Below are 22518 nucleotides of genomic sequence, written 5' to 3'. Positions count from 1 at the left end.
AGCGCCAAAAAAATGAAGTGAAACCACTTCAAGCGCCACGTGCGGGGTTCGATACCTGACGCGGCTCAAGACACAGAAGGTTTCCTGATGTTCGGCTTTCTCCTGCGGCGTATCGCCGTTCTGATCCCGACCTTTATCGGGGTCTCGATCATTGCATTCTCGTTTATCCGGCTGTTGCCGGGCGATCCCGTCGCACTTCTCTCCGGCGAACGCGTCATGTCGCCGGAGCGGCACGCGCAGATCAGCGCCCAGCTCGGCATGGACCGGCCGCTGGTCGTTCAGTACCTGGATTATCTTGGCGGCGTCGTAACCGGCGACTTCGGCTCCTCCATCGTCTCCAAGACACCGATCCTCGACCAGTTCCTGGCGCTTTTCCCGGCCACCGTAGAATTGTCGCTCTGCGCAATCTTCCTGGCTGTCATTATCGGCATCCCTGCTGGCGTGATTGCTGCCATCAAGCGGGGCTCCTTCTTTGACCAGTCGCTGATGGGAATCGCCCTAGTCGGCTATTCGATGCCGATCTTCTGGTGGGGACTTCTGCTGATCATCCTGTTCTCCGGCATCCTGCAGTGGACCCCGGTCTCGGGTCGCATCTCGCTGATGTACTTCTTCCCGCAGGTCACGGGCTTCATGCTGATCGACTCGCTCTTGTCCGGCCAGAAGGGCGCCTTCATGTCGGCGCTGAGCCACCTGGCTCTGCCGTCGATCGTGCTGGCAACCATCCCGCTCGCGGTCATCGCCCGCCAGACCCGGTCGGCAATGCTCGAAGTCCTCTCGGAAGATTATGTACGCACGGCACGTGCCAAGGGCCTGTCGCCATTCCGCGTCGTCGGCATTCATGCGCTTCGCAACGCGATGATCCCGGTCATCACCACAATCGGTCTGCAGATCGGCGTCATGCTTGCAGGTGCCATCCTGACCGAAACGATCTTCTCCTGGCCGGGTATCGGCAAGTGGATGGTCGACAGCGTCTTCCGGCGCGACTACCCGGTCATCCAAGGCGGCCTGCTGCTGATCGCCGCGATCATCATGTTCGTCAACCTGATCGTTGATCTGCTCTACGGCCTGATCAACCCCCGTATCCGGCACTAGAAGGAGAAAATCCCATGGCCGATACCATCAATGACATCGACAACTCCCCGGAAGTCATTTCGAGCGCGGCGCTGCGCCGCAAGATGCTGAAGGAATTCTGGTTCTACTTCTCCGAAAACCGCGGCGCGGTGATTGGTCTTTTCGTCTTCGTGGCGCTTGTGCTGACTGCGATCTTCGCACCGCTGATTGCACCGCATTCGCCCTTCCAGCAGTATCGCGACGCCGTTCTGCTTCCCCCGGCATGGCTGGAGGGTGGCAATATGAGCTATCTTCTCGGAACCGACCCGGTCGGCCGCGACATCCTTTCGCGCCTGATCTACGGTTCGCAATACTCGCTCTTCATCGGCGTATTCGTGACGACGCTGTCGCTGACGAGCGGCATCCTGATCGGCGTCATCGCGGGATACTATCGCGGTTGGGTCGATACCGTGATCATGAGGCTGATGGACATCATCCTCGCCTTCCCGTCGCTGCTGCTTGCCCTTGTGCTGGTGGCGATCCTTGGGCCTGGGCTGATCAATGGCATGATCGCCATTGCCCTCGTGCTGCAGCCGCACTTTGTCCGCCTGACGCGCGCTGCCGTGATGACGGAAAAGACACGCGACTATGTAACGGCATCGCGCCTCGCCGGCGCCGGTCCGTTGCGCCTGATGTTCCGCACGATCCTGCCGAACTGCACGGCACCGCTCATCGTGCAGGCGACGCTCTCCTTCTCGAACGCCATCCTCGACGCGGCAGCCCTCGGCTTCCTCGGCATGGGCGCACAGCCGCCGGCACCGGAATGGGGCACGATGCTTGCCGAAGCGCGTGAGTTCATTCTCCGCGCCTGGTGGGTCGTTACCTTCCCGGGCCTGGCGATCCTCATCACCGTCTTGGCCATCAACCTGATGGGTGACGGTTTGCGGGACGCGCTTGACCCGAAACTGAAGAGGTCTTGATCATGGCGCTGCTTCAAATCGACAACCTCATAGTCGAATTCGAAACGGCCTCCGGCTGGTTCCGCGCCGTCGACGGCGTCTCCATCTCCGTCGAGAAGGGGGAAGTTCTGGCGATCGTGGGTGAATCCGGCTCCGGGAAATCGGTCGCCATGCTTGCTGTCATGGGCCTTCTGCCCTGGACGGCAAAGATCACAGCCGACCGGATGCTCTTCGAAGGTAGGGATATCCAGAACATCAGCGCGGCCGAGCGCCGCAAACTGATCGGCAAGGACATCTCGATGATCTTCCAGGAGCCCATCGCAAGTCTGAACCCCTGCTTCACGGTCGGCTTCCAGATCGAGGAAGTGCTGCGTATCCATCTCGGGCTGGACAAGAAGGCACGCCGCGAGCGGGCGATCGAGCTGTTCCGGCAGGTGGGTCTTCCCAATCCGGAGGACCGGCTCAACCACTTCCCGCACCAGATGTCCGGTGGCCAGTGCCAGCGCGTCATGATCGCCATTGCCATCGCCTGCGATCCGAAGCTGCTGATTGCTGACGAGCCGACCACTGCGCTTGACGTGACGATCCAGAAACAGATCCTGGATCTCCTGATGTCGCTGCAGGCAAAGAACGGCATGGGCCTCATCATGATTACCCATGACATGGGCGTGGTCGCCGAAACGGCCGATCGCGTGGTCGTGCAGTACAAGGGCAAGAAGATGGAGGAGGCCGATGTCCTCTCCCTCTTTGAAAACCCCAAGAGCAACTATACCCGGGCGCTCCTCGCCGCCCTTCCGGAAAACGCCACCGGCGACCGTCTGACAACGGTCTCCGAATTCTTCGACGGCACGCCGGAATCCGTGGAGACACGCGCATGACTGAAGCATCGAACGACATCATGCTCGAGGTTCGCGATATCAAGCGTGACTACGAGCTTCCGGGTGGTCTCTTCAAGCCGAAGAAGATCGTCCATGCCGTCAAGGGTGTTTCATTCAAGCTGGAACGCGGCAAGACGCTGGCCATCGTCGGCGAGTCCGGCTGCGGCAAGTCAACGCTTGCCCGCATGCTGACCTTCATCGACGAACCGACGGCCGGGGACCTCATCATCGACGGCAAGAAGATCGACACGCGTCCAGGCCAGCTGACCGCCGAAATGCGCCAGAAGGTGCAGATCGTCTTTCAGAACCCCTATGGGTCGCTGAACCCGCGCCAGAAGATCGGCGACGTCCTGGGCGAGCCGCTGCTGATCAACACCAAGATGTCCGCGGAGGAGCGGCGTGACCGCGCCACCCAGATGCTGGTGAAGGTCGGGCTAGGGCCGGAGCATTACAACCGCTACCCCCACATGTTTTCGGGCGGTCAGCGGCAGCGTATTGCCATTGCACGGGCCCTGATGCTGAACCCGAAGCTGCTGGTGCTCGACGAGCCGGTATCTGCTCTCGATCTTTCGGTCCAGGCGCAGGTTCTGAACCTTCTTGCGGACCTGCAGGACGAGTTCGGGCTGACCTATGTCTTCATCAGCCACGACCTCTCCGTCGTCCGCTACATCGCCGACGAGGTCATGGTAATGTATTTCGGCGAGGCGGTTGAGTATGGCACCCGCGACGCGGTGTTCTCCGATCCGAAGCACGAATACACCCGAACCCTGTTTGCGGCGACGCCACGAGCCGATGTGGACTCCATTCGTGCCCGTGTCGCACTTAAGAAGGCGGTGACTGCGGCCTGATCACTCCACGAAGATCCTGACGCTGGCGGCACGCCCGGCAGCGTCGATCACCGTCAGCGTGGCATAGCCGGCACCATCCGGCCTCCACTCGCTGGTACGGCGATAGGAAAGGCCCTCCAGCGGCCTGCCGTTCGCCAGCCAGCGAAAAGGCGCCTTGCCTCCCTGAAGCTTGAGCGCCAGCGGCATTTCGCCGGCTTGCGACGTCACACCGAGGTCGACCTTCGCGCCTTCCGGCGGGTAGACGATCTGCGGTGCCGGCGCGCCGGCCGACGCGGCAATCAGCCCGCCGGCCGTCATGGAGAAGCGGCGCTGGCTTATTGGTAGATCGCCTTGGGCGATGCGCGTGGCGCCGGTAGGCGGCCGAGGCAGCGGCGTGTGCACGACACCCGATCGTGCGAAGGCGTCGAAGAGGATGGGCGCCGCCGTCTGGTATCCGGAAATGCCGGGCACGGCACCGTTGTCCGCCCTGCCAACCCAGACGCCGAGGACGTGGCGCCCATCGTAGCCGACCGACCAGGCATCCCGATAGCCATAGCTCGTGCCCGTCTTGTAGGCGATGCCGAGGCGGGGGCTTCCGAGCGGCGGCAGGATGTCGGACAGGATGTCCGTTACATGCCAGGCCGCCGCCGGCTCCAGAAGCGGTCCACGCTCAAGCTCTCCCGGCTCTGCCGTGATCCCGTTACCGAGCCGAACCGGAGCGCCCTGGTTGGCAAGGGCCGCATAAGCCTGCACCAGATCGCCGAGCGTGATGCCGAGGCCGCCGAGACCGATTGCGAGACCCGGCGCCTCGTGCGGCGGCAGTACTGTCCGCACCTCCGCGCGACGGAACCGCGACATCAGCCTGGATGGCCCTACCACGTCGAGCAGCCTTACGGCTGGAATATTCAGCGACAGCTGCAGCGCCTGGCGCACGGTCACATCGCCCTGATAACCCATGTCGAAGTTCTTAGGCCGGTATCCGAAGAAATCGGAGGGGCGGTCCTCGATGATGGTTTCCTGTGAAACCAGACCCTGCTCAAATGCGAGCCCGTAGATGAAGGGTTTCAGGGTCGAACCGGGCGAGCGGTTCACCCGGGTCATGTCGATCCAGCCGGACCGGCTCGAATCGAAATAGTCGGAAGAGCCCACCTCGCCGATGATCTCGCCCGTCGCAGCGTCGGCCATGACCATGGCGACCGCAACCTTTGGGCTGAGCTTCGAGGCCGCCTCACGGGCGACGTCTTCCAGTGCCTTCTGCACGCTTCTTCTCAGCGTCGTGCTATGTTCCTGAACCGTCGGGTAGTTGCGGATTGCTGCTTCAGCCAGATGCGCCGCATGGCTGGGAAGCTCTCGTCGCCGTTGGGGCAGAGGATCGCGGGTCGCGCGCTGCAATTCGCCTTCGCCTATGACATCCGCCACGCCGGAACGCGCCAGAACCCGCTCCCGCGCCGCCATTGCTTGCGCCCACTTCCGATCCGGCCTGCGGCCTTCCGGCGCCTGCGGAAGGGCGACGAGGAGCGCTGCCTCCGCCACGGTGAGCCGCTTCGGCTCCTTCCCAAAATAGGCGAGGCTTGCTGCCCGCACGCCCTCCAGGTTGCCGCCGTAGGGCGCATGGGTCAGGTAAAGCTCAAGAATTTCATTCTTCGTGAGCCGCCGCTCGAGCTGGACCGCACGCACCACCTGCAGCAGCTTCGCCGAGAGGGAACGGGTCTCGCGCGGTTCGGTCAGCCGCGCGACCTGCATCGTCAGTGTTGATGCGCCGGACACGACGCGACCATTGGTCAATAGCTGCAGGAATGCACGTCCGGCGGCAAGAGGATCAACCCCCCGATGCTCGAAGAAGCGCCTGTCCTCGTAGGCGACGAGCATCCTCAAGAAACGGGGATCGACATCCTCGATCTTCGTTTCGAGCCGCCAACGCCCTTCGGCTGTCGCAAAGGCTCGGAGCAGGGCACCCTCGGCATCAACAACCTCGGGCGAAACGACGAGCGCCCGCTCCAGCGGCGGTGGGAATGCCCGGTCCGCGGCATCGAGCCCGAACGTCGCCGCCGCAGCAGCGGCGACCACCATGCCCAGACCAACGGCAATCCTTTGGAACCTGTTCATCTCACCGGGCCGCCAGAACCTCCATACGCCCCGCTGCTGTGCGGGCGGAGAATTGCGGCCGATACATGTCCTCGACCTGCGCGGCGGGATGATCATAGGTGCCGGGAGTCACGGCACGAACAACATAGGCGAGAGTAATATCGCGATTGTCGCCTGTGTTGCGATTTAAGGCGGCGACAAACCGGTCGTTGGGGAACTCGGTATGCGCGGGCTCGACCTCATCGATCCAGTCGAAGTTCGCGAGCTGCGCGCTGTCAACCAGGCTGGGATTGTCGATCTCGAACCCCGCCGGCAGCAGGTCCTGCACCAGGATCCGCGACGGCCAATCATTGCTCTCCGTGATTGTCAGCACCGCAACATAACGCTCGTTCTGTCGCGCCTGGGAGACATTCGCCGGTTCCCCGTCCAGTGTGTAGTAGCTCCTGTCGATGACGAAACCCTCCCCACCGGCGGCGAGCGGCCTGGCGGGAGCCGCGACCGTGGTGACGGTAGCCGAAAGCGCCTCGTCGCCATTGTTGGTCACGGTCAGCGGGTGATCGAGCACCGCCTCGCCTGCCATGCGCGTCATCAATGTCCCGGCATGCGACGCGCCGTTCACTTCGAGGTCGATGTCCTCGTCCCCTGTCTGCAAGGCGCGGGCGGCAAGCAGCATCCATGCTTGCTCTTGGGTACTCGTGTAGCTCTTCTGTTCCCACTCCCGTGCGACGACGTCCGCAAGCGCCGGGACGATTGGCGGAACAGGCCTGCTTTCCGCGGCAAGAGCCAGCACCGCCGCGCCGTCCCGCAGGGAGGAGCCGTAATCCGACCGGACCAGGCTCACCTGATGGAGCTGCGACTGCTCTGCCATTCCCAGCGCATCGGCATAGATCGACCGGGATCGCTGCGCATCCCCGTACAGTGCCAGTGATGCCGCAATATGCGCCTTGGCGAGCGGTGTAGGGAAGTCGCCGAGCATGGTGTCGGCGTAATAGCGAAGGTCGCTGATCGCGGCCTTGCGGTTTCGTGCGAGGACGTAAAGCGAATAGGCGATCTCGTTGCCCTGGTCGCGGACGTTGTTGGTGTAGGAAAGAGCGTTCTGCAGGTTCTCCAGTGCCTGTACCACCGCCCGCTCCGCCACGTCATAGCCCTGCTCCCTTGCCCGGGAGAGGAAATCGGTGACGTAGGCATCCAGCCAGAGATCGCCGCCTCCCGGCCCCCAGAGGCCGAAGCTGCCGGACGACGACTGGTTGGAGAGGATGCGGCGGATCGCATCCTGCACCCGTTGCTTCACCTCGCCGTCCTCGGTCAAGCCATTCCGAACTGCCAGTTCGCTCAGGTAGAGAAGCGGCAAGGCACGGCTCGTCGTCTGCTCGGTGCAGCCATACGGATAGCGGTCAAGGCTCATCATGAGGGCCGGGATGTCGAACGCGCTCGAACGGCTGACATTGAGGCTGACGGAAGCGCTCGGGAGGATGCTGTCCGCCAGAAGGTCACCGCTCACGGTCAGGCTGTTTCCGGGTGCCAGCGCGATCACTCGGCGCTCGGTCATCGGCAGCGTCGCAGGCCTGACCGGCAGGCGAAGAACCTGCTCCAGCGACAAGCCTGCGGCATTGCTCAACCGAAGGGTCACCTGCCCGTCTCCCGGCTCCAGACCGGTGAGAGGAATGGTGAGGTCCGTCCTGCCGTCTGCGTCCAGCGTGAGGCTCTGACGGGTCTCGTCCACGGAAATCGCATCATTGGTGTCGATGGCAAGCTCGTACGGGCCAGGCGCGCCGTCCGTGTTTGCGAAATCAAGCCTCAGCTCTGCCTCGTCGCCCGGCGCCAGGAAGCGAGGCAGGCTAGCGGTCACGACCACCGGATCGCGAATGACGACATCCTTGACGGCATGACCCACGCCACTCCTGGACCAGGCAACCGCCATAACCCGCGCGGTCCCGTTGAATTGGGGAATGTCGAACGAGGCATTCGCCCTGCCCTCGCCATCGACGCGGACCGGTCCGGAGAAAAACGCCACCAGTTTCTCAGTCGGTGGTTCGCCCTGCAGGGCCATGCTGCCACCATCGCCTCCTGTCCGGATACGGCCCGTAGCACCGAGCGATCCATCGATGAGCCGACCGTAAATGTCGCGAATCTCCATTCCCAGCCGGCGCTGGCCAAAATACCAGTCATCGGGAGCAGGCGGTTCGTAGCGGGTCAGGTTGAGGATGCCGACATCCACGGCCGCCACGGTGACATAGGCTTCCTCGCCGACAGCGGCACCGGCGATCTGGAGCGAGATGTCGAGGGGCTGCCGCGGCAGCGTCTGATCGGGCGCGTCGAGGACGATCTCCAGGTCGCGGTCCTGTGGATCGACCTTCAGCCAGCTGACACCGATCGCCCGCATCGGCATCCGGCTCTCCTGACTGTCGGCAGGGCGGAACAAAGTCGCGGTCACATAGGCACCGGCGCCCCAATCGGCGGTAACGGGAATCTCCACCTCGCCCCCGCCTGCTGCCAAGCTCTCGGTCTGCACGGAGATGAGCTCTTCCGACCCTGCGACGACGAGCAACTCCCCGGCATGGCGGGACGCGATCTTGAGTCTGGCGGTATCTCCCACCGCATAGCTTTGCTTGTCGAGCGCGATCTCGAGAGCGTCCGGAGTCTCGGTCGATGTTGCCGAGACGAACCAGCCCGCGTCGAACTCCACACCCGAGGCAGCGCCGATTTCGCTGCCTTCCACCTCCAGCCTGTAGCGTCCCCACGTAACAGGCATGGAGATCCGAGCGCCTTCTTGTTCCAGGTCCACCCGACCGTCGGAGACCTGGCTGGTGCGGGTGACGGGCTCAAAGCGCCAGGCAGATCCCTCCCTATACCATTGGTATTCCTGCTCCACCTTCAGCAGCTTCCAGCCAAGTCCCTGGAGCGGAAGTCGCTGACCATCCTGATTAATGCCGATCAGATGAAAGTTGGCGACTGCATTTTCGGGAAGGTCACCAGTGAACTCGGGCTTTATGCCGATCCGCGGGCCATCCGGCTTGACCGGCAAGGTCAGTTTCCTCTCGACCGCGCGACCTCCGGCCTCCTGCATGCGAATGATGATATCGGCCACAACGAGCTGCGTTGTCGCCGGAGCCTCCTCGACAGGGACATCGACGGTCGCCTTCCCGTCCTCATCCAGGTCGGGAAGCCCGTCGAGCGGCAGGCGAAGGGTTTCGCTCGCCTCCTCGTCGGTCAGGCCGAACTGGTATCCCGGATAGGCTTCCCGTTCGCGGCTCGGTCTCAGCACGACCTCTCCCTCGAGCGAAAGCCCTGAAGCCGGTGCGCCGTAGAGGTAACGGCCGTCGATCGCGACAGGCACCGCACTCCCCGGATCCACTTCGCTTGCGGTACTGGTGATATCGAACTCGATCCGATCCGGAACAAAATCATCGACAAGAAAGGATTTCTCGGCAATGGGCGAGCCCTTGGGATCGGTGAAGACCTGAATCGTCCAGGTGCCGCGCATGGCAGTCTCCAGCAGCGGCAGGTCTAGCGCATAGCCGCCGAGCTCACCCTCCCTGACCTCCCGCCGGTCCTCTACCCCATCGGGGCGCAGGAAAACGAAGGTCAGCGGCAGTCGTTCTATGGCATTGGCATCGACATCCCGGGCAAGCGCCGCTGCATGGACGGTCTCGCCCGGTCGATAGATGCCGCGCTCTGTCCAGAGAATGAGATCGATAGCACCCGGGGCCGGTCTTCCGGTGACGCCGCGATCGGAGAGGTCGAAGCCGGCTCGCGTCATGTCGAGGAAGACATAGTCCGAATCCCCCTTCCGCGCAGTGACCATCGCCGGCGCCGTTGACGCCGTCCCGCGGATCAGCCCCGCGGTGAAGACGGCGCGTCCATCCGCATCGGTCGTCACGGTTCCGAGCACGTCGTTATTCTTGGCCAGCAACTGGAGCTCGATGCCCTGCAACGGCTTCGCGGATGCCAGCGATCGGGTAAAGACATGAAGGCCGTCGGTTCCGGCATAGGTAGAAAGCCCGATGTCGGAAACGACAAACCATTGGGTCGCCTTGCTGTTCCATTCCTGGCTCGGAGCATTGGCCGCTTCCGCGGTCAGCATATAGACGCCGGGCTTGCGTGCCGGTAGCGCCTCATCCACGGGGAAGCTGGTGACGACCTCCTTGTTGAGATCCTGACCCATCTCGATCGAGCCCTCCCAGACGAGCTCTCCGCTTTCCTGCTCAATCCGGGAGGCGCTGTAACCGTCCATCTGGGTAAGGAATTGCGAATTGGTCATCAGCGACACGAGGTTTCTATCGCCGACACGGTAGAGCTTGAGTTCCGCCTGGTCCGTATTGACCGAGACGATCGGGATGCCGCGCCGCGCAGTGGACGGCAGGACGAAGGCGTCGCCGGTGAAGCGGACAGCCGGCGAACGGTCCTTCACGTAAAGCTCAAGATCAACCTGCTGCTGCAGGTCCTCGTCCACGGAAGACGGCAGGCCGCGGCGGAGTGAGAGCGCGAACTTCTGCCCGTGGGTCAGTCCCTCGACGCAGATCTGATTGTCGCTTGCTTCCAGAGCCGCCGGAGCCCTGCCGTCGACGACGACGAACGGCGCATAGTCGGCTGCTTTCAGGAGCGGTTCTGAGAATTGAACGCAAGCACGCGGGCTGGCGCTGTCGGTATCGATGGTATTCCCGACCACCCGGAACCCCTGCCGCTCGCGCAGATCATCATAGGCAGCCTGAACAGTCTGCGATCGCACCAGCGCCAGGCTCTCCCTGTAGGCGGTAAGGGCAGGGCGGTAGTTCTGCTGCCGCTCGAGCGCGGCGGCAAGTACGGCCAACGCGTCCGCACGGGCCTGCGCCGTCCTGCTGAGCTGGTAGCCGTTGATCGCGGCCAGCACCGCCTCGCTGGCCATCGCGTAGTTGCCGACTGCCGTCCCCGCCGCCCGCGACGTTGCCGTCCAGAGAGCACCGTCTTCTGGCATAAGAGACAAGGCGCCTTTGAAGTTATAGAGCGCATTGTCGATATTGCCGCCGAGAAGCTCGTTCTGCGCGATAGCCTTCAATTCTTCTGCGCCATAACCCTGCTGATTTTCCCCCAGCGCGAGATCGGACTTGTATTCACGCGCCTCGCGCAACAGATCGTCGGACAGGAAGCCAAGCCGGATCGGAGCGCCGATATCGGGCTCTGCATCCGCCTCGACGATCTTGCCGGCGACTGCCCCCGGAAAGCTGTTGAGTTGGTCGAAGTCCGACTTGAGGAAGCACCACTGCGCCCTGACATTGTAGGTGAACGCCTTGCAGGCCTTGTCGCCGATGCAGGCCGCCTCGCACTGGGCCTGCGAGACGTTCTGGACCGTGCGGAGGTCGAAGCCGAAATAATCCCCGTCCGGCGTAATCTCCAGGCGCCGCTCCGCCGCCTGGAGAGGCGCTGCCAGAGCAAGAATGGTGAAGACAAATGCAGAGATATCGACTATTGCGCGCTTAGACATCATGTCCCCCGAACGCTGCTATCGTGGGGGCCATCTTCTTCCTTGCGGGGCGTATGTCAATGTGGTCTCGGCTGCGGCCCGGCTCCCGGCTTACGTTACCCGTTCGAGAATCGAAACGTAGTTGGCGACGGCCGCGCCACCCATGTTGAAGACGCCAGCCTTCCCGGCATTCGGCAGTTGCATGTCGCCGGCCTCGCCGCAGAGCTGCATCGCCGCCATGACATGCATGGAGACCCCGGTGGCACCTACCGGATGCCCCTTCGATTTCAAGCCGCCAGAAGGATTGACCGGCAGCTTCCCGCCCTTCGCGGCCAGTCCCTCGCGGACGACTTTGTAGCCCTCGCCGGGCTTAGCCAATCCCATGGCCTCATATTCGATCAGCTCAGCAATTGTGAAGCAGTCATGAGTCTCGACGAAATCGAGATCATCCAGCGTCAGCCCCGCCTCCGAAAGGGACTTTTGCCAGGCAAGGCGCGCACCGTCGAACGCAATGGGATCGCGGCGCGACATGGCGAGGATGTCGTTGACATGCGTTCGGGCGCGGAAGGCAACGGCGCGTTGCATTCCTTCTGCGACGTCCGGGTGGGCGAGCACCAGGGCCGCCGCCCCGTCCGAGACGAGAGAGCAGTCGGTCCGTCGAAGCGGTGCTGCGACATAAGGATTCCTGTCGGAAACCGTGTTGCAGAAGTCGAAGGAGAAATCCCTCTGCATGTGAGCATAGGGGTTGGCCATCCCATTTGCATGGTTCTTGGCGGCAATCATCGCCAACTCTTCCGAACGGTCGCCATATCGCTGGAAATAGGTGTTCGCGATCCGTCCGAAGAGACCGGCAAAACCGCCTTCAATATCTGCTTCCTCCTCACGGAAGGACGCGCCCAGAAGCACGTCGCCCGTCTCCTTCGTCGGCAAGGAGGTCATCTTCTCCGCACCGACGACCAGCGCAACGCGGCCTCGCCCCGATCCGATGAAATCCAGCGCCGAATAGATCGCCGCCGATCCGGTTGCACAAGCGTTCTCCATCCTGGCTGCCGGCGTATGGGTGAAGCCATCTGCAGCCATGGCGACAAGCGCACCCTGAAAGTCCTGCTTGGTAAAGCCGTTGTTGAAGACGCCGACAAAGATGCCATCAACGTCCTTGGCCTCGATGCCCGCATGAGCGAGCGCCGGGTTGATCACTTCCGCCATGAGTTCTCGCGTGGTGGGCGCTTCGGATTTCCCGAACTTCGAGTGTGCCCAGCCGACGATCTGTGCTGTTGTCATCTTCTTCCTCCTGCCGCATGTCTCCTGCACAAGTTATATGCGATCCTGGCTGCCGGTCCATCAGCAGCCGCCAGAATGCTTCCGCGCGTCTCCCGGAAGAGCGCCGGAAGGCCAGCTTGGGTGGGAAACATTGACCCTGACCCGGCTCTCCATTAGAACGCCGCCACAAGCCCTCGGACGACAGGGTGCGAACGCTCCGGAGTAAGCGGATGGCGCGACTTCCGCCACGATTGCGGACATCATCGCGAAATAGACGGAGACCGGCGGAGGCTTGGTGGCTCCGGATGGTGCTCGGGCTTTTTCTGGCTGCCTTCGGCAGCTTGATTGCCGATGCCAGCCACCTCGTCCGACCCGATACCGCCACGCAAACCGACGCAATCGCCTCGGACATGGCCCATCCGTCCAAGCGAGAACCCTCCCGTGTCGTGGTCATCGACGTCCGGCGCGATAGCGTGTCCGCGTCGGCATCTGCGGATGGCGGCAGCTTCCTGCCACCTCCAGCGCACTGGTCGTTCCCTGCCGATGCCCCTGGCGCTTATCGCTTCGTGGTGCCAGGCGGGACAGCAGGCACCGGTGCCTCGCCATTCCAACCGCGAGCACCTCCGGTTGCGGCCTGAATGCGTGGATGAAAGATCATCCGCAGGCTAGAAATCAGCGCCCCGGCCGCGTGACGCGCCGCGAGGGCCGAGCAGGAACAATGACATGAGAAATTCTCCCTGGGTGGTGGCGACTTACGCCTTCATCATCTTCATCGGCATATTGGTTGCCTTGCCGAACGTACTTTCCCAGAGCGCTCTCGATCGCTTGCCCTCGTGGCTGCCGCATGACCGCGTCTCGCTTGGCCTCGACCTTCGCGGCGGCTCGCACCTTGTGCTGGAAGTGGATCGCGCAGACCTCGTCAACGAGCGACTCCAGAACCTGCTACAGGACAGCCGCCGGGTGCTTCGCGACAACGGGATCGACGTGGCAGGGGTGCGTCGCAGTGGAGACGCCATCACCGTGACGCTACGCGACCCCGCGCAACGCGGAGCCGCCGTCGACCAGCTGGAAACCCTTTCCAATCCCGTGGGCCTCGGCACCGCGGTGGGGCAGACGGACCTGAGCATCCGGACTCCGGCCGACAACACCATCACGCTCGCCTACACCGAAGCCGGCATCACCTCGCACGGCAGTGCCGCTGTCGAGCAGAGCCTCGAGATCATCCGCCAGCGCGTCGACCAGGTGGGCGTGGCAGAGCCAACCATCCAGCGGGTAGGCGACGACCGGGTTCTGGTTCAGCTGCCCGGAGAGCAGGATCCCTCGCGGCTGCGTCAGTTGCTCGGCTCCACTGCCAAGATGAGCTTCCATCTGCTGGGCAATCAGGGCGAGCCGGGGGTCACCATGCTGGCCGACGACCAGGGTCAGCAGTTCCCGGTTCTCGACCGGGTGGAACTGTCCGGCGATCGTCTGACCGATGCACGCGCTGCCTTCGACCAGCAGACCAACGAGCCCGTCGTAAACTTCCGCTTCGACACCGCCGGTGCAAGCCGCTTCGCCCAGATCACCCAGGCTAATGTCGGACGTCCCTTCGCAATCGTCTTGGACAACAAGGTGCTGAGCGCTCCTGTCATCCGCCAGCCGATCACCGGTGGCTCGGGACAAATTTCCGGCGGCTTCTCCGTCGACGAGGCCAACACGCTTGCCGCGCTGCTTCGCGCAGGCGCACTGCCGGCAAAACTTACCGTCATCGAAGAGCGTACCGTCGGCGCCGACCTCGGTTCCGATGCCATCGAGATGGGGATCTTCACCGGCTTCATCGGCTTTGGTCTGGTGGTCGGCTTCCTTCTGCTGCTCTATAGCGGCTGGGGCCTGATCGCCAACGTCGCTCTCTTCATCAATGTCATCCTGACCTTCGCGGCGCTGACGCTGCTCGGGGCGACGCTTACTCTGCCTGGTATCGCGGGTATCGTCCTCGGCATCGGTATCGCCGTTGATGCGAACGTTCTCATCAACGAGCGCATCAAGGAGGAAAGCCGGAAGGGCCGCAGTGCTTTCGCCGCGATCGACGCTGGCTTCCAACGTGCCTACTCGACCATCGTCGACAGTAACGTCACGACGCTGATTGCAACGGTCCTGCTGTTCTGGTTCGGCTCCGGGCCGGTTCGCGGCTTCGCGATCACCATGGGCCTCGGCATCATCATCTCGATGTTCACCGCAGTTGCGATCGTCCGCATCGCGATGATCTGGGCGACCGGCCGGATGAAGCTCAAGAAGATCGAGATCAAGCCGCTTCTGCCCATCAACCTGATCCCGGACGGCACGCAGATCCGGTTCATGAAGGCGCGTTTCTTCGGGATTGGTGTCTCGCTCTTCCTTTCCGTCGCGTCGATCATCCTGTTCTTCACACCCGGGCTCAACTACGGCGTGGACTTCAAGGGCGGGATCCAGATGGAGGTTGCGACCGAAGGTCCAGCTGACCTTGCTGCCTTCCGCAGCGGTCTGGGCGAGCTCGGGCTCGGCGAGGTGGCGCTTCAGGAATTTGGCAGCTCCAATCACATTCTCGTTCGGGTCGAGCGGCAGCCGGGAGGCGAGGAGGCACAGACCACCGCAGTCGAGCAGTTGCGTGCAACGGTGACGCAGATCGACGCGACCGCCAAGGTGGAGCGGACAGAAGTGGTCGGACCGAAGGTCAGTGACGAATTGGCGACGGCAGGCATTCTCTCCGTCGTGCTGGCGGCACTGGCGATGCTCATCTACATCTGGGTGCGCTTCGAGTGGCCATTCGCCGTGGGCGCGATCGCCACGTTGATCCTCGACGTCACCAAGACCATCGGCTTCTTCGCCATTACCGGGCTCGATTTCAACCTGACGGCAATCGCCGCAGTCCTCACCCTCGTTGGCTATTCGGTCAACGACAAGGTGGTGGTCTACGACCGGATGCGCGAGAACATGCGTCTCTACAAGAAGATGCCACTCCGTGAATTGATCGACCGATCGATCAACGAGACATTGGCACGAAGCCTCTACACATCCGCCACGACCTTCCTGGCGATGATCCCTATGGCGATCTGGGGCGGTAGCGCCGTTTCGAGCTTCGCCATTCCAATGGTCTTCGGCATCGTCATCGCGACATCATCCTCCGTCTTCATCGCGGCGCCGATCCTGCTCTTCCTCGGAGACTGGCGCACCCGCCGCGCCAAGGCAGCCGCGGAGGCTACTGAGGACACGGCGCTGGAGGACGGTGAACGGCCAAAGCAAGCCTGAGACCGAAACAGAAATCGGAAGGGGCGGGTGCTGCATCCGCCACTTTTTCTTTAGCCACGATTCGGGAGGAGACGATACTGGCCGCCTATGTCGCGCTCTTCGCGGCCGCCTTTCTGGCCGCTACCATCCTTCCGATGCAGTCGGAGGCGATTCTCGTCGGGCTGATCCTGTCCGGCGACTATTCCACGCCGGCCGTCGTCGCCGTGGCATCGATCGGCAACACCTTGGGAGCGGTGGTCAACTGGGCGCTCGGGCGTGGTATCGAGCAGTTCCGCAACCGCCGCTGGTTTCCGGCATCACCTGAGAAACTCGAAAAGGCGCGTAACTGGTACCACCGCTACGGAAAGTGGTCGCTCCTGTTGAGCTGGCTTCCGATCGGGGGCGACGCAATTACGGTCATCGCCGGCGTCCTTCGGGAGCCGCTGCCAACCTTCCTGCTGCTGGTCTTCATCGGCAAGGGGGCGCGCTACCTCGTACTGGCTGCCGCGACCCACGGGCTCCTCTGACTCACCATGCGGCCTTGTAGATTGCCAGCGCGTCCGATTCTCCGACCGGTCGCGGATTATTGACCAAAAGCCGCGTCTGCTTCATCGCGTCCGCCGCCATGGCCGGCAGATGCTCCTCACCTATACCGACATCCCGCAGACGCTGTGGCAGGGCGAGGCGCGCAGAGAGCTGCTCGAGACACTCGATGAATGCCCTGCAACGGGCCTTGATATCCCGTTCCCCGGCGAGGTGCGGAAAGGCATCGACTGCGATGTCCGCATAGGCTGTCTCTGCATGGGGTACGTTGAACCGCATCACATGCGGAAGGACGAGCGCGTTCGAAAGCCCGTGAGGAACGTGAAACCTGCCGCCGATCGGATAGGCGAGTGCATGAACGGCGGCGACGGGCGAATTGGCGAAGGCCTGACCCGCCAGCATTGAGCCAAGCAGCATGGCACCCCGTGCTTCCCGATCCGCGCCATTGAGGACCGCACGTTCGATGTTGGCGCCCAGCAGCTGCAGCGCCTGTCGCGCCAGCATCTTCGACAAGGGGTTGTTGTTTGCGTTAAGCGAGGCGTACGCTTCGATAGCATGCACCATGGCGTCGATGCCGGTGGCGGCCGTGATCGCTGGCGGAAGGCCAAGTGTCAGATCCGGATCAAGAACGGCGATGTCCGGCAGCAGGATCGGTGAGGAGACGCCGCGCTTTTCGTCAGCCTCAACGGTGATGATGGAAACCGGGGTTACTTCCGATCCCGTGCCGGCAGTGGTTGGCACCAGAACGAGCGGCATGCGCGGCCCCTTCGCATTCCCTACACCCCAGGCTTCATCTATGTCCTCGCCGGAGCCGAGCAACAGGGCTGCAATCTTCGCGACGTCGAGCGAAGAGCCGCCGCCGAAGCCGACCACGCCGGTGACACCGGCTGCCTGACCGGTTTGCACCGCCTTCAGCACCGTTGCGAGCGAAGGATCGGCCTCCACCGCATCGAACACAGTCGCCGAGACGCCAGCTTCCGACAGGGACTTCAGGGCTGCATCGCAAAGGCCCAGCCTGCGCAGGCCCGCGTCCGTCACGAGCAGAACGCGAGAGCCGCAGCGTCCATCGACAATTCTGCCGAGATCGCTTGCGCCGCCGGGCCGAAAGACGATCCGGGCAGTTGTGGCGAAGACGAACGGTTCCATGCACTTCTCCCGGCATTGCACCGGAAGGCATGTCCCGGCAGGCCATCAAAGCCGCACCGGGGAGCAATGGCAAGGCCCGAGGGTACCGACCGTCAGCCGATCGCCATGAGGCTGGCATTGCCGCCTGCTGCCGCCGTGTTCACCGAGGTGGACACTTCTTCAAGGAGCCAGCTAAGGCAATAGGCATCCGCCCTTTCCTCAAGAGCCTGCGGTCGCGCCGCCTGCACCAGCACCAGCGGACCCGGAATTTCGGTGATCCGCGCGGTCATTGTCCGAACCCGCTCCGGTTCACCTTCCACCAGGGCACCGGCATAGGGCCCTTCGACCGACCAATCGCCCGACCATCTGAGCCGGGCAGCCACGGTAACCGGAAGCGTCGCAGCGAGCGGCCGCAACCCGGTCGCCTCGTCAATCACCGCATGGTTGCCTGTGGCCAACACAGCGCCCAGCTGGTGCAGCAGCCCAGTCTCCGTCTCCGGCGCAAGCAGGATGCGCCCCCTGGGGTGAAGAGCGTAGAGGTTGTTTTCACCGACCGGCCCGGGAAGCTGGATGTCGAGGCCAAGTGTCGAGGCGCTGCCCATGGCAGCAGCGATCTCGGCCATCTCGGCCTTGCCTGTTGCCTGCAGCCAGCGCACATAGTCAAGCAGCACCGGATCGGTGTGGACGGAACTGTGCTGCGGTGGCACTGGCGGATTTTCCACCAGCCGGCCGAGATAAAGCGGTCCGCCAGCTTTCGGCCCGGTGCCAGAAAGCCCGCGTCCGCCAAACGGCTGCACACCCACCACGGCGCCGATGATGTTGCGGTTGACATAGAGATTGCCTGCCCTGATGCGGCTCGTCACATGCGCAATGGTCTCGTCGAGCCGCGTGTGGAGCCCGAACGTTAACCCGTAGCCTGTCGCGTTGATGTCATCGATCAGCCTGTCGAGCTCGTTGCGGCGATAGCGGATCACGTGCAGGACGGGGCCAAAGACCTCCCGCTCCAGGTCCTTCAACGACTGCAATTCGATGATCGTCGGCGACACGAAAGTGCCTGCCGCTGTTTCCGCAGGCAGCTCGACCTGCTCGACTCTGCGCCCCAGACCGCGCATCTTCTCGATATGGGATTCGATCGACGTTTTCGCTTCTTCGGTGATGACCGGACCTATGTCGACGCTGAGACGATCCGTACGGCCGATCGACAGTTCCTGCAAAGCGCCCTTGAGCATGGTCAGTGTCCGCTCCGCGACTTCCTCCTGCAGGCACAGGACGCGGAGTGCGGAGCAACGCTGGCCCGCACTGTCGAAGGCAGAGGCAATGACATCGGCCACCACCTGCTCGGCAAGAGCCGAGGAGTCGACGATCATGGCGTTCTGGCCGCCGGTTTCGGCGATCAGCGGGATTGGCTTGCCGTTCGGCAGCAACCGGTCGGAGAGCTGTCGCTGGATAACGCGGGCAACCTCTGTCGATCCGGTGAACATCACTCCGCAGGTTTCCGCAGCACCGACCAATGCCGCGCCAACCCGTCCGTCCCCCGGGACGAACTGCAGGGCACGCTCCGGAACGCCGGCTTCGTGCAGAAGGCGAATGGCTTCTGCGGCAATGAGCGGCGTCTCCTCGGCAGGCTTCGCCAGCACCGGGTTGCCGGCGACAAGTGCCGCTGCCACCTGACCCGTGAAGATCGCCAGTGGAAAGTTCCAGGGGCTGATGCAGACGATCGGGCCAAGCGGCTTGTGCGCGGCCCCCAGTGTCCGTCGTGCCTGCGCTGCGTAGTAACGCAGAAAATCGACGGCCTCGCGCACTTCGGCAATGGCATTGGGAAGCGACTTACCAGCCTCGCGCATGATCAATCCCAGCAGGACCTGCATGCGCGCCTGCATCAGGTCCGCCGCCCGCTCCAGCTGTGCGGCCCGCTCAGCCGGAATGACAGCCGACCATTCCAGCGCGACTTCAGCCGCCAACCGGACTGCTCCTTGCGCATCCTCCTCGCTCGCCTCGATCACCTGGCCGACCACATCCGCATGATCGGCAGGATTCAAGACCGCCCGCGCGATCCCGCTCGGACGCATGCCTTCAGCCAATGGAACCGCCGACCAGTTCATGGTGGCGCTTCGCTGCAGCTCTGCACTGAGTGCAGCCAAGGTCTCTTCGTTCGAAAGATCGAGACCGGAGGAGTTTGACCGGGCCTTCCCGAAGATATCCCGCGGCAGCGCGATTTGGTCGTGCCGCGAACCTGGACTGGCCATGGCGCGGACCACGGATACCGGATCGGCGACAAGCTCTTCGACCGAGACCGTCTCGTCGGCGATGCGGTTGACGAAGGACGAGTTCGCGCCGTTTTCCAGCAGCCGTCGAACGAGATAAGCAAGCAGCGTCTCGTGCGTGCCAACCGGCGCATAGATGCGACAGGGCCTGTCAAGCTTGTCGGCGCCGACGACCTCCTCGTAGAGCGGCTCGCCCATCCCATGAAGGCACTGGAACTCATACTTGCCGACGTAGAAGTCCGGTCCGGCGAGATGATAAATTGTCGAAAGCGTTTGGGCGTTGTGGGTCGCGAACTGCGGGAAAACGAGATCCATCGCGCCCAATAGCTTCCTGGCGCAGGCGATGTAGGACACGTCCGTGTGGACCTTGCGGGTAAAGACCGGATAGTCCTCTAGCCCGTCGAGTTGGGCACGCTTGATCTCCGCATCCCAATAGGCGCCCTTCACGAGCCGCACCATGATGCGATGACCCGAACGACGGGCAAGATCGATGATGAAGTCGAGCACGAAGGGGCAGCGCTTACCGTAGGCCTGCACGACAAACCCGATGCCGTCCCAGCCGGAGAGGTCCGGATCGAGGCACAGCTCCTCCAGAAGGTCGAGCGACAGCTCCAGTCGGTCCGCCTCCTCGGCGTCGATGTTGAGCCCGATGTCGTAGCCTTTGGCGAGCAGCGCCAATGCCTTCACCTTGGGCAGGAGTTCCTCCATGACGCGGGATGCCTGCGACCGCGTGTAACGCGGATGCAGTGCAGACAGCTTGATGGAGATGCCGGGCCCAGCATAAATGCCGCGCCCGTTCGAGGCCTTGCCGATCGCATGGATCGCGGTTTCATAGTCGCGGAAGTAGCGCTCGGCATCCGCCGCGGTCGTGGCCGCTTCACCCAGCATGTCGTAGGAATAGCGGAAGCCCTGTTCCTCCAGGTCGCGTGACCGCTTCAGTGCCTCGTCAATCGTCTCGCCGGTGACGAACTGCTCGCCCATCATGCGCATCGCCATGTCGACGCCACGACGAATGACCGGCTCGCCGCACCGGGCGATGAGCCTCGTCAGCGCCGCGGAGAGGCCGCGATCGTTGACGGTGGCCGTCAGCTTGCCGGTAACGACGAGGCCCCAGCTCGCTGCGTTGACGAAGAGCGATCGGCCGCCGCCGACATGCGACTTCCAGTCGCCGGCGGAGATCTTGTCGCGGATGAGGGCATCGCGCGTGGCTGTGTCGGGGATGCGAAGCAGCGCCTCCGCAAGGCACATCAGCGCCACGCCTTCCTGGCTGGACAGCGAATATTCGTGCACCAGTCCCTCGACGCCGGAGCCGGTATGCTTGGCGCGAAGTGCGGTGATCAGCTTCCGGGCGGTATCCCTAATATCGAGGCGCATGGTTTCCGGCAGCGTCGCCCCTTCCAGCAGCGGCTGCAGGCATTCCGGCTCTGGCTGGCGGTAGGCGGCCGTGATCAGCTGCCGTAGTGGAGTCCGCGGCCGGATGGACGGCGCGAAATCGGCAAAGGGCGTTCCGCCCGGGTGAGTGTTGGAACGAAGCTGGGCCTGGCTGGACATCGGGCTCTTCCGAAGGTGAAACGACGATGCCTAGATAATACTCCGGAGCAGGACGGACGACAGACTTTTCAGGGCCAGCATGATAGACTAATCGTCTTTTGATGGCGCCGAGATAGAGAAAATCTCCTATGCAGATCCCAAAAGATAGCCAACTTGACCCCTTCGATCGGAAGATCCTGGAGATAGTCTCCGAAGACGGGAGGATCGCGGTTACCGAACTCGCGAACCGTATCGGCCTCTCCAAGACCCCGTGCGCCGCACGGCTCAAACGCCTTACCGAAGAGGGCTACATCCTGGGCTTCCGGGCGATGCTCGATCCTCAGAGGCTCGGGCTCGAGCATGTGGCTTTCGCGGAAGTGACCCTGTCGGACACCCGGGAGAAAGCCTTGGCGGAATTCAACCAGGCCGTCCGGAAAATCCGGGAGGTGGAGGAGTGCCACATGATCGCCGGGCGTTTCGACTATCTCCTGAAGGTTCGCACGCCGAACATCCGCCGCTACCGCGAGATCCTCGGCGAGAAGATCTCGAGCCTGCCGCATGTCGCAAGCACCTCCACTTCGGTCGCCATGCAGTCGGTGAAGGAACGTTGAGGCCTAGAAGCTGCGGATGAAGAGCAGCGGGTCGCCGCCGAACAGCCAGGCGTGCCCGCCCGCCAGCAGCCATGCAGCCAGAACCGCCGTACCGACCACTGCCAGGAGCATCGGCATGTCGAACCGCAGCCGTGCCCGCCCCTGCAGGATCGCCGCGAAAGGAACAATCGACGTATCCGCTGCCATCTCCGTTAAGGCGTCACCGTACTTCTTGCGGCTGCGTTTCTCCATCATCGCCATGCTGCCGGCGCTGAAAATCGCAAAGCCTCCGAAGAGGAGCAGCGAACGCAGGTCGCCGTTCGGCGGAATATGGCCGAGCGCCCAAAGGACGAAGCCCCACAGTACCGGATGTCGCGTCACCGCAACGATGGCGCCCGGCTCGCCCCCTCCGCGCCGCGCGGTGGTCGAGAACGGGTTCCGGCTCAAGAGCCCAGCCAGAATGAAGAAAAGGCCCAGCGGTGCTGCGGCGAAGGCCACATGCCCTTGCCATGCGGCAGGCGCCCACAGTTCGATGTAGTCCAGATTGAACGCAGAATAGAACAGCCAAGCCAGTGCGACCAGCGAGACGGCGGAGTAGAGCGCAATATACGTTCCATGCCCAAGATGCGACACGAGCGCCCCCCGAACCCGGGGCGACGCGGGAATAGAGTGAAGGGCGACGAAAACGGTGAACGCTGCCAGGAATTGCGTCATGGCCGAACCT

14 protein-coding genes are annotated in these 22518 nt (G+C 63.1%); 8 read left to right on the top strand and 6 right to left on the bottom strand.

The window, feature by feature from the left end:
* The first annotated feature begins 87 nt into the window (after nt 1–87).
* Genes ACEPP2_RS08205 through ACEPP2_RS08190 form a run of 4 tightly spaced genes read left to right on the top strand, consistent with a single transcriptional unit; the run spans nt 88 to nt 3735 of the window.
* Complete coding sequence (locus ACEPP2_RS08205; protein ID WP_142586527.1) at nt 88–1092, top strand: ABC transporter permease subunit; 1005 nt, start codon at nt 88–90, stop codon at nt 1090–1092.
* A gap of 14 nt (nt 1093–1106) precedes the next feature.
* Nucleotides 1107–2030: an ABC transporter permease subunit gene (locus tag ACEPP2_RS08200; protein WP_077546970.1), complete on the top strand. Its 924-nt coding sequence runs from the start codon at nt 1107–1109 to the stop codon at nt 2028–2030.
* A 2-nt stretch (nt 2031–2032) separates the two neighbouring features.
* The gene (locus ACEPP2_RS08195) at nt 2033–2887 is read left to right on the top strand and encodes an ABC transporter ATP-binding protein (protein ID WP_395516286.1); all 855 of its coding nucleotides are present in this window, start codon (nt 2033–2035) and stop codon (nt 2885–2887) included.
* Complete coding sequence (locus tag ACEPP2_RS08190; RefSeq protein WP_395516285.1) at nt 2884–3735, top strand: dipeptide ABC transporter ATP-binding protein; 852 nt, start codon at nt 2884–2886, stop codon at nt 3733–3735. Before ACEPP2_RS08195 ends, ACEPP2_RS08190 begins: the two co-directional genes overlap by 4 nt.
* On the opposite strand, the gene pbpC is transcribed toward ACEPP2_RS08190, so the two are convergent.
* The 3 genes from pbpC to ACEPP2_RS08175 form a co-directional block, all read right to left on the bottom strand.
* Entirely contained in the window at nt 3736–5820 is a 2085-nt protein-coding gene (gene pbpC, locus ACEPP2_RS08185; RefSeq protein WP_395516284.1) for a penicillin-binding protein 1C, read from the bottom strand. It abuts the gene before it with no gap.
* 1 nt (nt 5821) lies between these two features.
* Entirely contained in the window at nt 5822–11260 is a 5439-nt protein-coding gene (locus ACEPP2_RS08180) for an alpha-2-macroglobulin family protein (protein WP_395516283.1), read from the bottom strand.
* 90 nt (nt 11261–11350) lie between these two features.
* Entirely contained in the window at nt 11351–12520 is a 1170-nt protein-coding gene (locus ACEPP2_RS08175; RefSeq protein ID WP_395516282.1) for an acetyl-CoA acetyltransferase, read from the bottom strand.
* A 284-nt stretch (nt 12521–12804) separates the two neighbouring features.
* Between ACEPP2_RS08175 and ACEPP2_RS08170 the strand changes: the two genes are divergently transcribed.
* The 3 genes from ACEPP2_RS08170 to ACEPP2_RS08160 all read left to right on the top strand — a co-directional run bounded on the left by ACEPP2_RS08170 (nt 12805) and on the right by ACEPP2_RS08160 (nt 16269).
* Complete coding sequence (locus tag ACEPP2_RS08170) at nt 12805–13137, top strand: hypothetical protein (RefSeq protein WP_281977110.1); 333 nt, start codon at nt 12805–12807, stop codon at nt 13135–13137.
* Between the two features lie 85 nt (nt 13138–13222).
* Nucleotides 13223–15763: a protein translocase subunit SecD gene (secD, locus tag ACEPP2_RS08165; RefSeq protein WP_395516281.1), complete on the top strand. Its 2541-nt coding sequence runs from the start codon at nt 13223–13225 to the stop codon at nt 15761–15763.
* 134 nt (nt 15764–15897) lie between these two features.
* The gene (locus ACEPP2_RS08160; protein WP_395516280.1) at nt 15898–16269 is read left to right on the top strand and encodes a YqaA family protein; all 372 of its coding nucleotides are present in this window, start codon (nt 15898–15900) and stop codon (nt 16267–16269) included.
* A 1-nt stretch (nt 16270) separates the two neighbouring features.
* Here the strand turns inward: ACEPP2_RS08160 and ACEPP2_RS08155 are convergent, their stop codons facing one another.
* Entirely contained in the window at nt 16271–17431 is a 1161-nt protein-coding gene (locus ACEPP2_RS08155; RefSeq protein ID WP_395516279.1) for an iron-containing alcohol dehydrogenase, read from the bottom strand.
* 92 nt (nt 17432–17523) lie between these two features.
* The gene (gene putA, locus ACEPP2_RS08150; protein WP_395516278.1) at nt 17524–21225 is read right to left on the bottom strand and encodes a trifunctional transcriptional regulator/proline dehydrogenase/L-glutamate gamma-semialdehyde dehydrogenase; all 3702 of its coding nucleotides are present in this window, start codon (nt 21223–21225) and stop codon (nt 17524–17526) included.
* 128 nt (nt 21226–21353) lie between these two features.
* On the opposite strand from putA, the gene ACEPP2_RS08145 reads away from it, so the two are divergent.
* Nucleotides 21354–21815: an Lrp/AsnC family transcriptional regulator gene (locus tag ACEPP2_RS08145; protein WP_395516277.1), complete on the top strand. Its 462-nt coding sequence runs from the start codon at nt 21354–21356 to the stop codon at nt 21813–21815.
* A gap of 3 nt (nt 21816–21818) precedes the next feature.
* On the opposite strand, the gene ACEPP2_RS08140 is transcribed toward ACEPP2_RS08145, so the two are convergent.
* Nucleotides 21819–22508 carry an NnrU family protein gene (locus ACEPP2_RS08140; RefSeq protein WP_281977104.1) on the bottom strand — a complete coding sequence of 230 codons (690 nt, stop codon included), beginning with the start codon at nt 22506–22508 and terminating at the stop codon, nt 21819–21821.
* Nucleotides 22509–22518: the final 10 nt, after the last annotated feature.

The sequence above is a fragment of the Pseudorhizobium flavum genome (genome assembly GCF_044142885.1).
Lineage (GTDB): Bacteria > Pseudomonadota > Alphaproteobacteria > Rhizobiales > Rhizobiaceae > Neorhizobium > Neorhizobium flavum.
Note: the sequence above shows the minus strand (reverse complement) of the source record. Positions and strands in the feature narration are given on the sequence as shown.

Coding starts and splice junctions, on each gene's coding strand:
- pbpC (WP_395516284.1), bottom strand. CDS start 5,820: ATGAACAGGTTCCAAAGGATTGCCGTTGGTCTGGGCATGGTGGTCGCC.
- putA (WP_395516278.1), bottom strand. CDS start 21,225: ATGTCCAGCCAGGCCCAGCTTCGTTCCAACACTCACCCGGGCGGAACG.
- ACEPP2_RS08205 (WP_142586527.1), top strand. CDS start 88: ATGTTCGGCTTTCTCCTGCGGCGTATCGCCGTTCTGATCCCGACCTTT.
- ACEPP2_RS08200 (WP_077546970.1), top strand. CDS start 1,107: ATGGCCGATACCATCAATGACATCGACAACTCCCCGGAAGTCATTTCG.
- ACEPP2_RS08170 (WP_281977110.1), top strand. CDS start 12,805: ATGGTGCTCGGGCTTTTTCTGGCTGCCTTCGGCAGCTTGATTGCCGAT.
- ACEPP2_RS08180 (WP_395516283.1), bottom strand. CDS start 11,260: ATGTCTAAGCGCGCAATAGTCGATATCTCTGCATTTGTCTTCACCATT.
- secD (WP_395516281.1), top strand. CDS start 13,223: ATGAGAAATTCTCCCTGGGTGGTGGCGACTTACGCCTTCATCATCTTC.
- ACEPP2_RS08175 (WP_395516282.1), bottom strand. CDS start 12,520: ATGACAACAGCACAGATCGTCGGCTGGGCACACTCGAAGTTCGGGAAA.
- ACEPP2_RS08195 (WP_395516286.1), top strand. CDS start 2,033: ATGGCGCTGCTTCAAATCGACAACCTCATAGTCGAATTCGAAACGGCC.
- ACEPP2_RS08155 (WP_395516279.1), bottom strand. CDS start 17,431: ATGGAACCGTTCGTCTTCGCCACAACTGCCCGGATCGTCTTTCGGCCC.
- ACEPP2_RS08140 (WP_281977104.1), bottom strand. CDS start 22,508: ATGACGCAATTCCTGGCAGCGTTCACCGTTTTCGTCGCCCTTCACTCT.
- ACEPP2_RS08190 (WP_395516285.1), top strand. CDS start 2,884: ATGACTGAAGCATCGAACGACATCATGCTCGAGGTTCGCGATATCAAG.
- ACEPP2_RS08160 (WP_395516280.1), top strand. CDS start 15,898: ATGCAGTCGGAGGCGATTCTCGTCGGGCTGATCCTGTCCGGCGACTAT.
- ACEPP2_RS08145 (WP_395516277.1), top strand. CDS start 21,354: ATGCAGATCCCAAAAGATAGCCAACTTGACCCCTTCGATCGGAAGATC.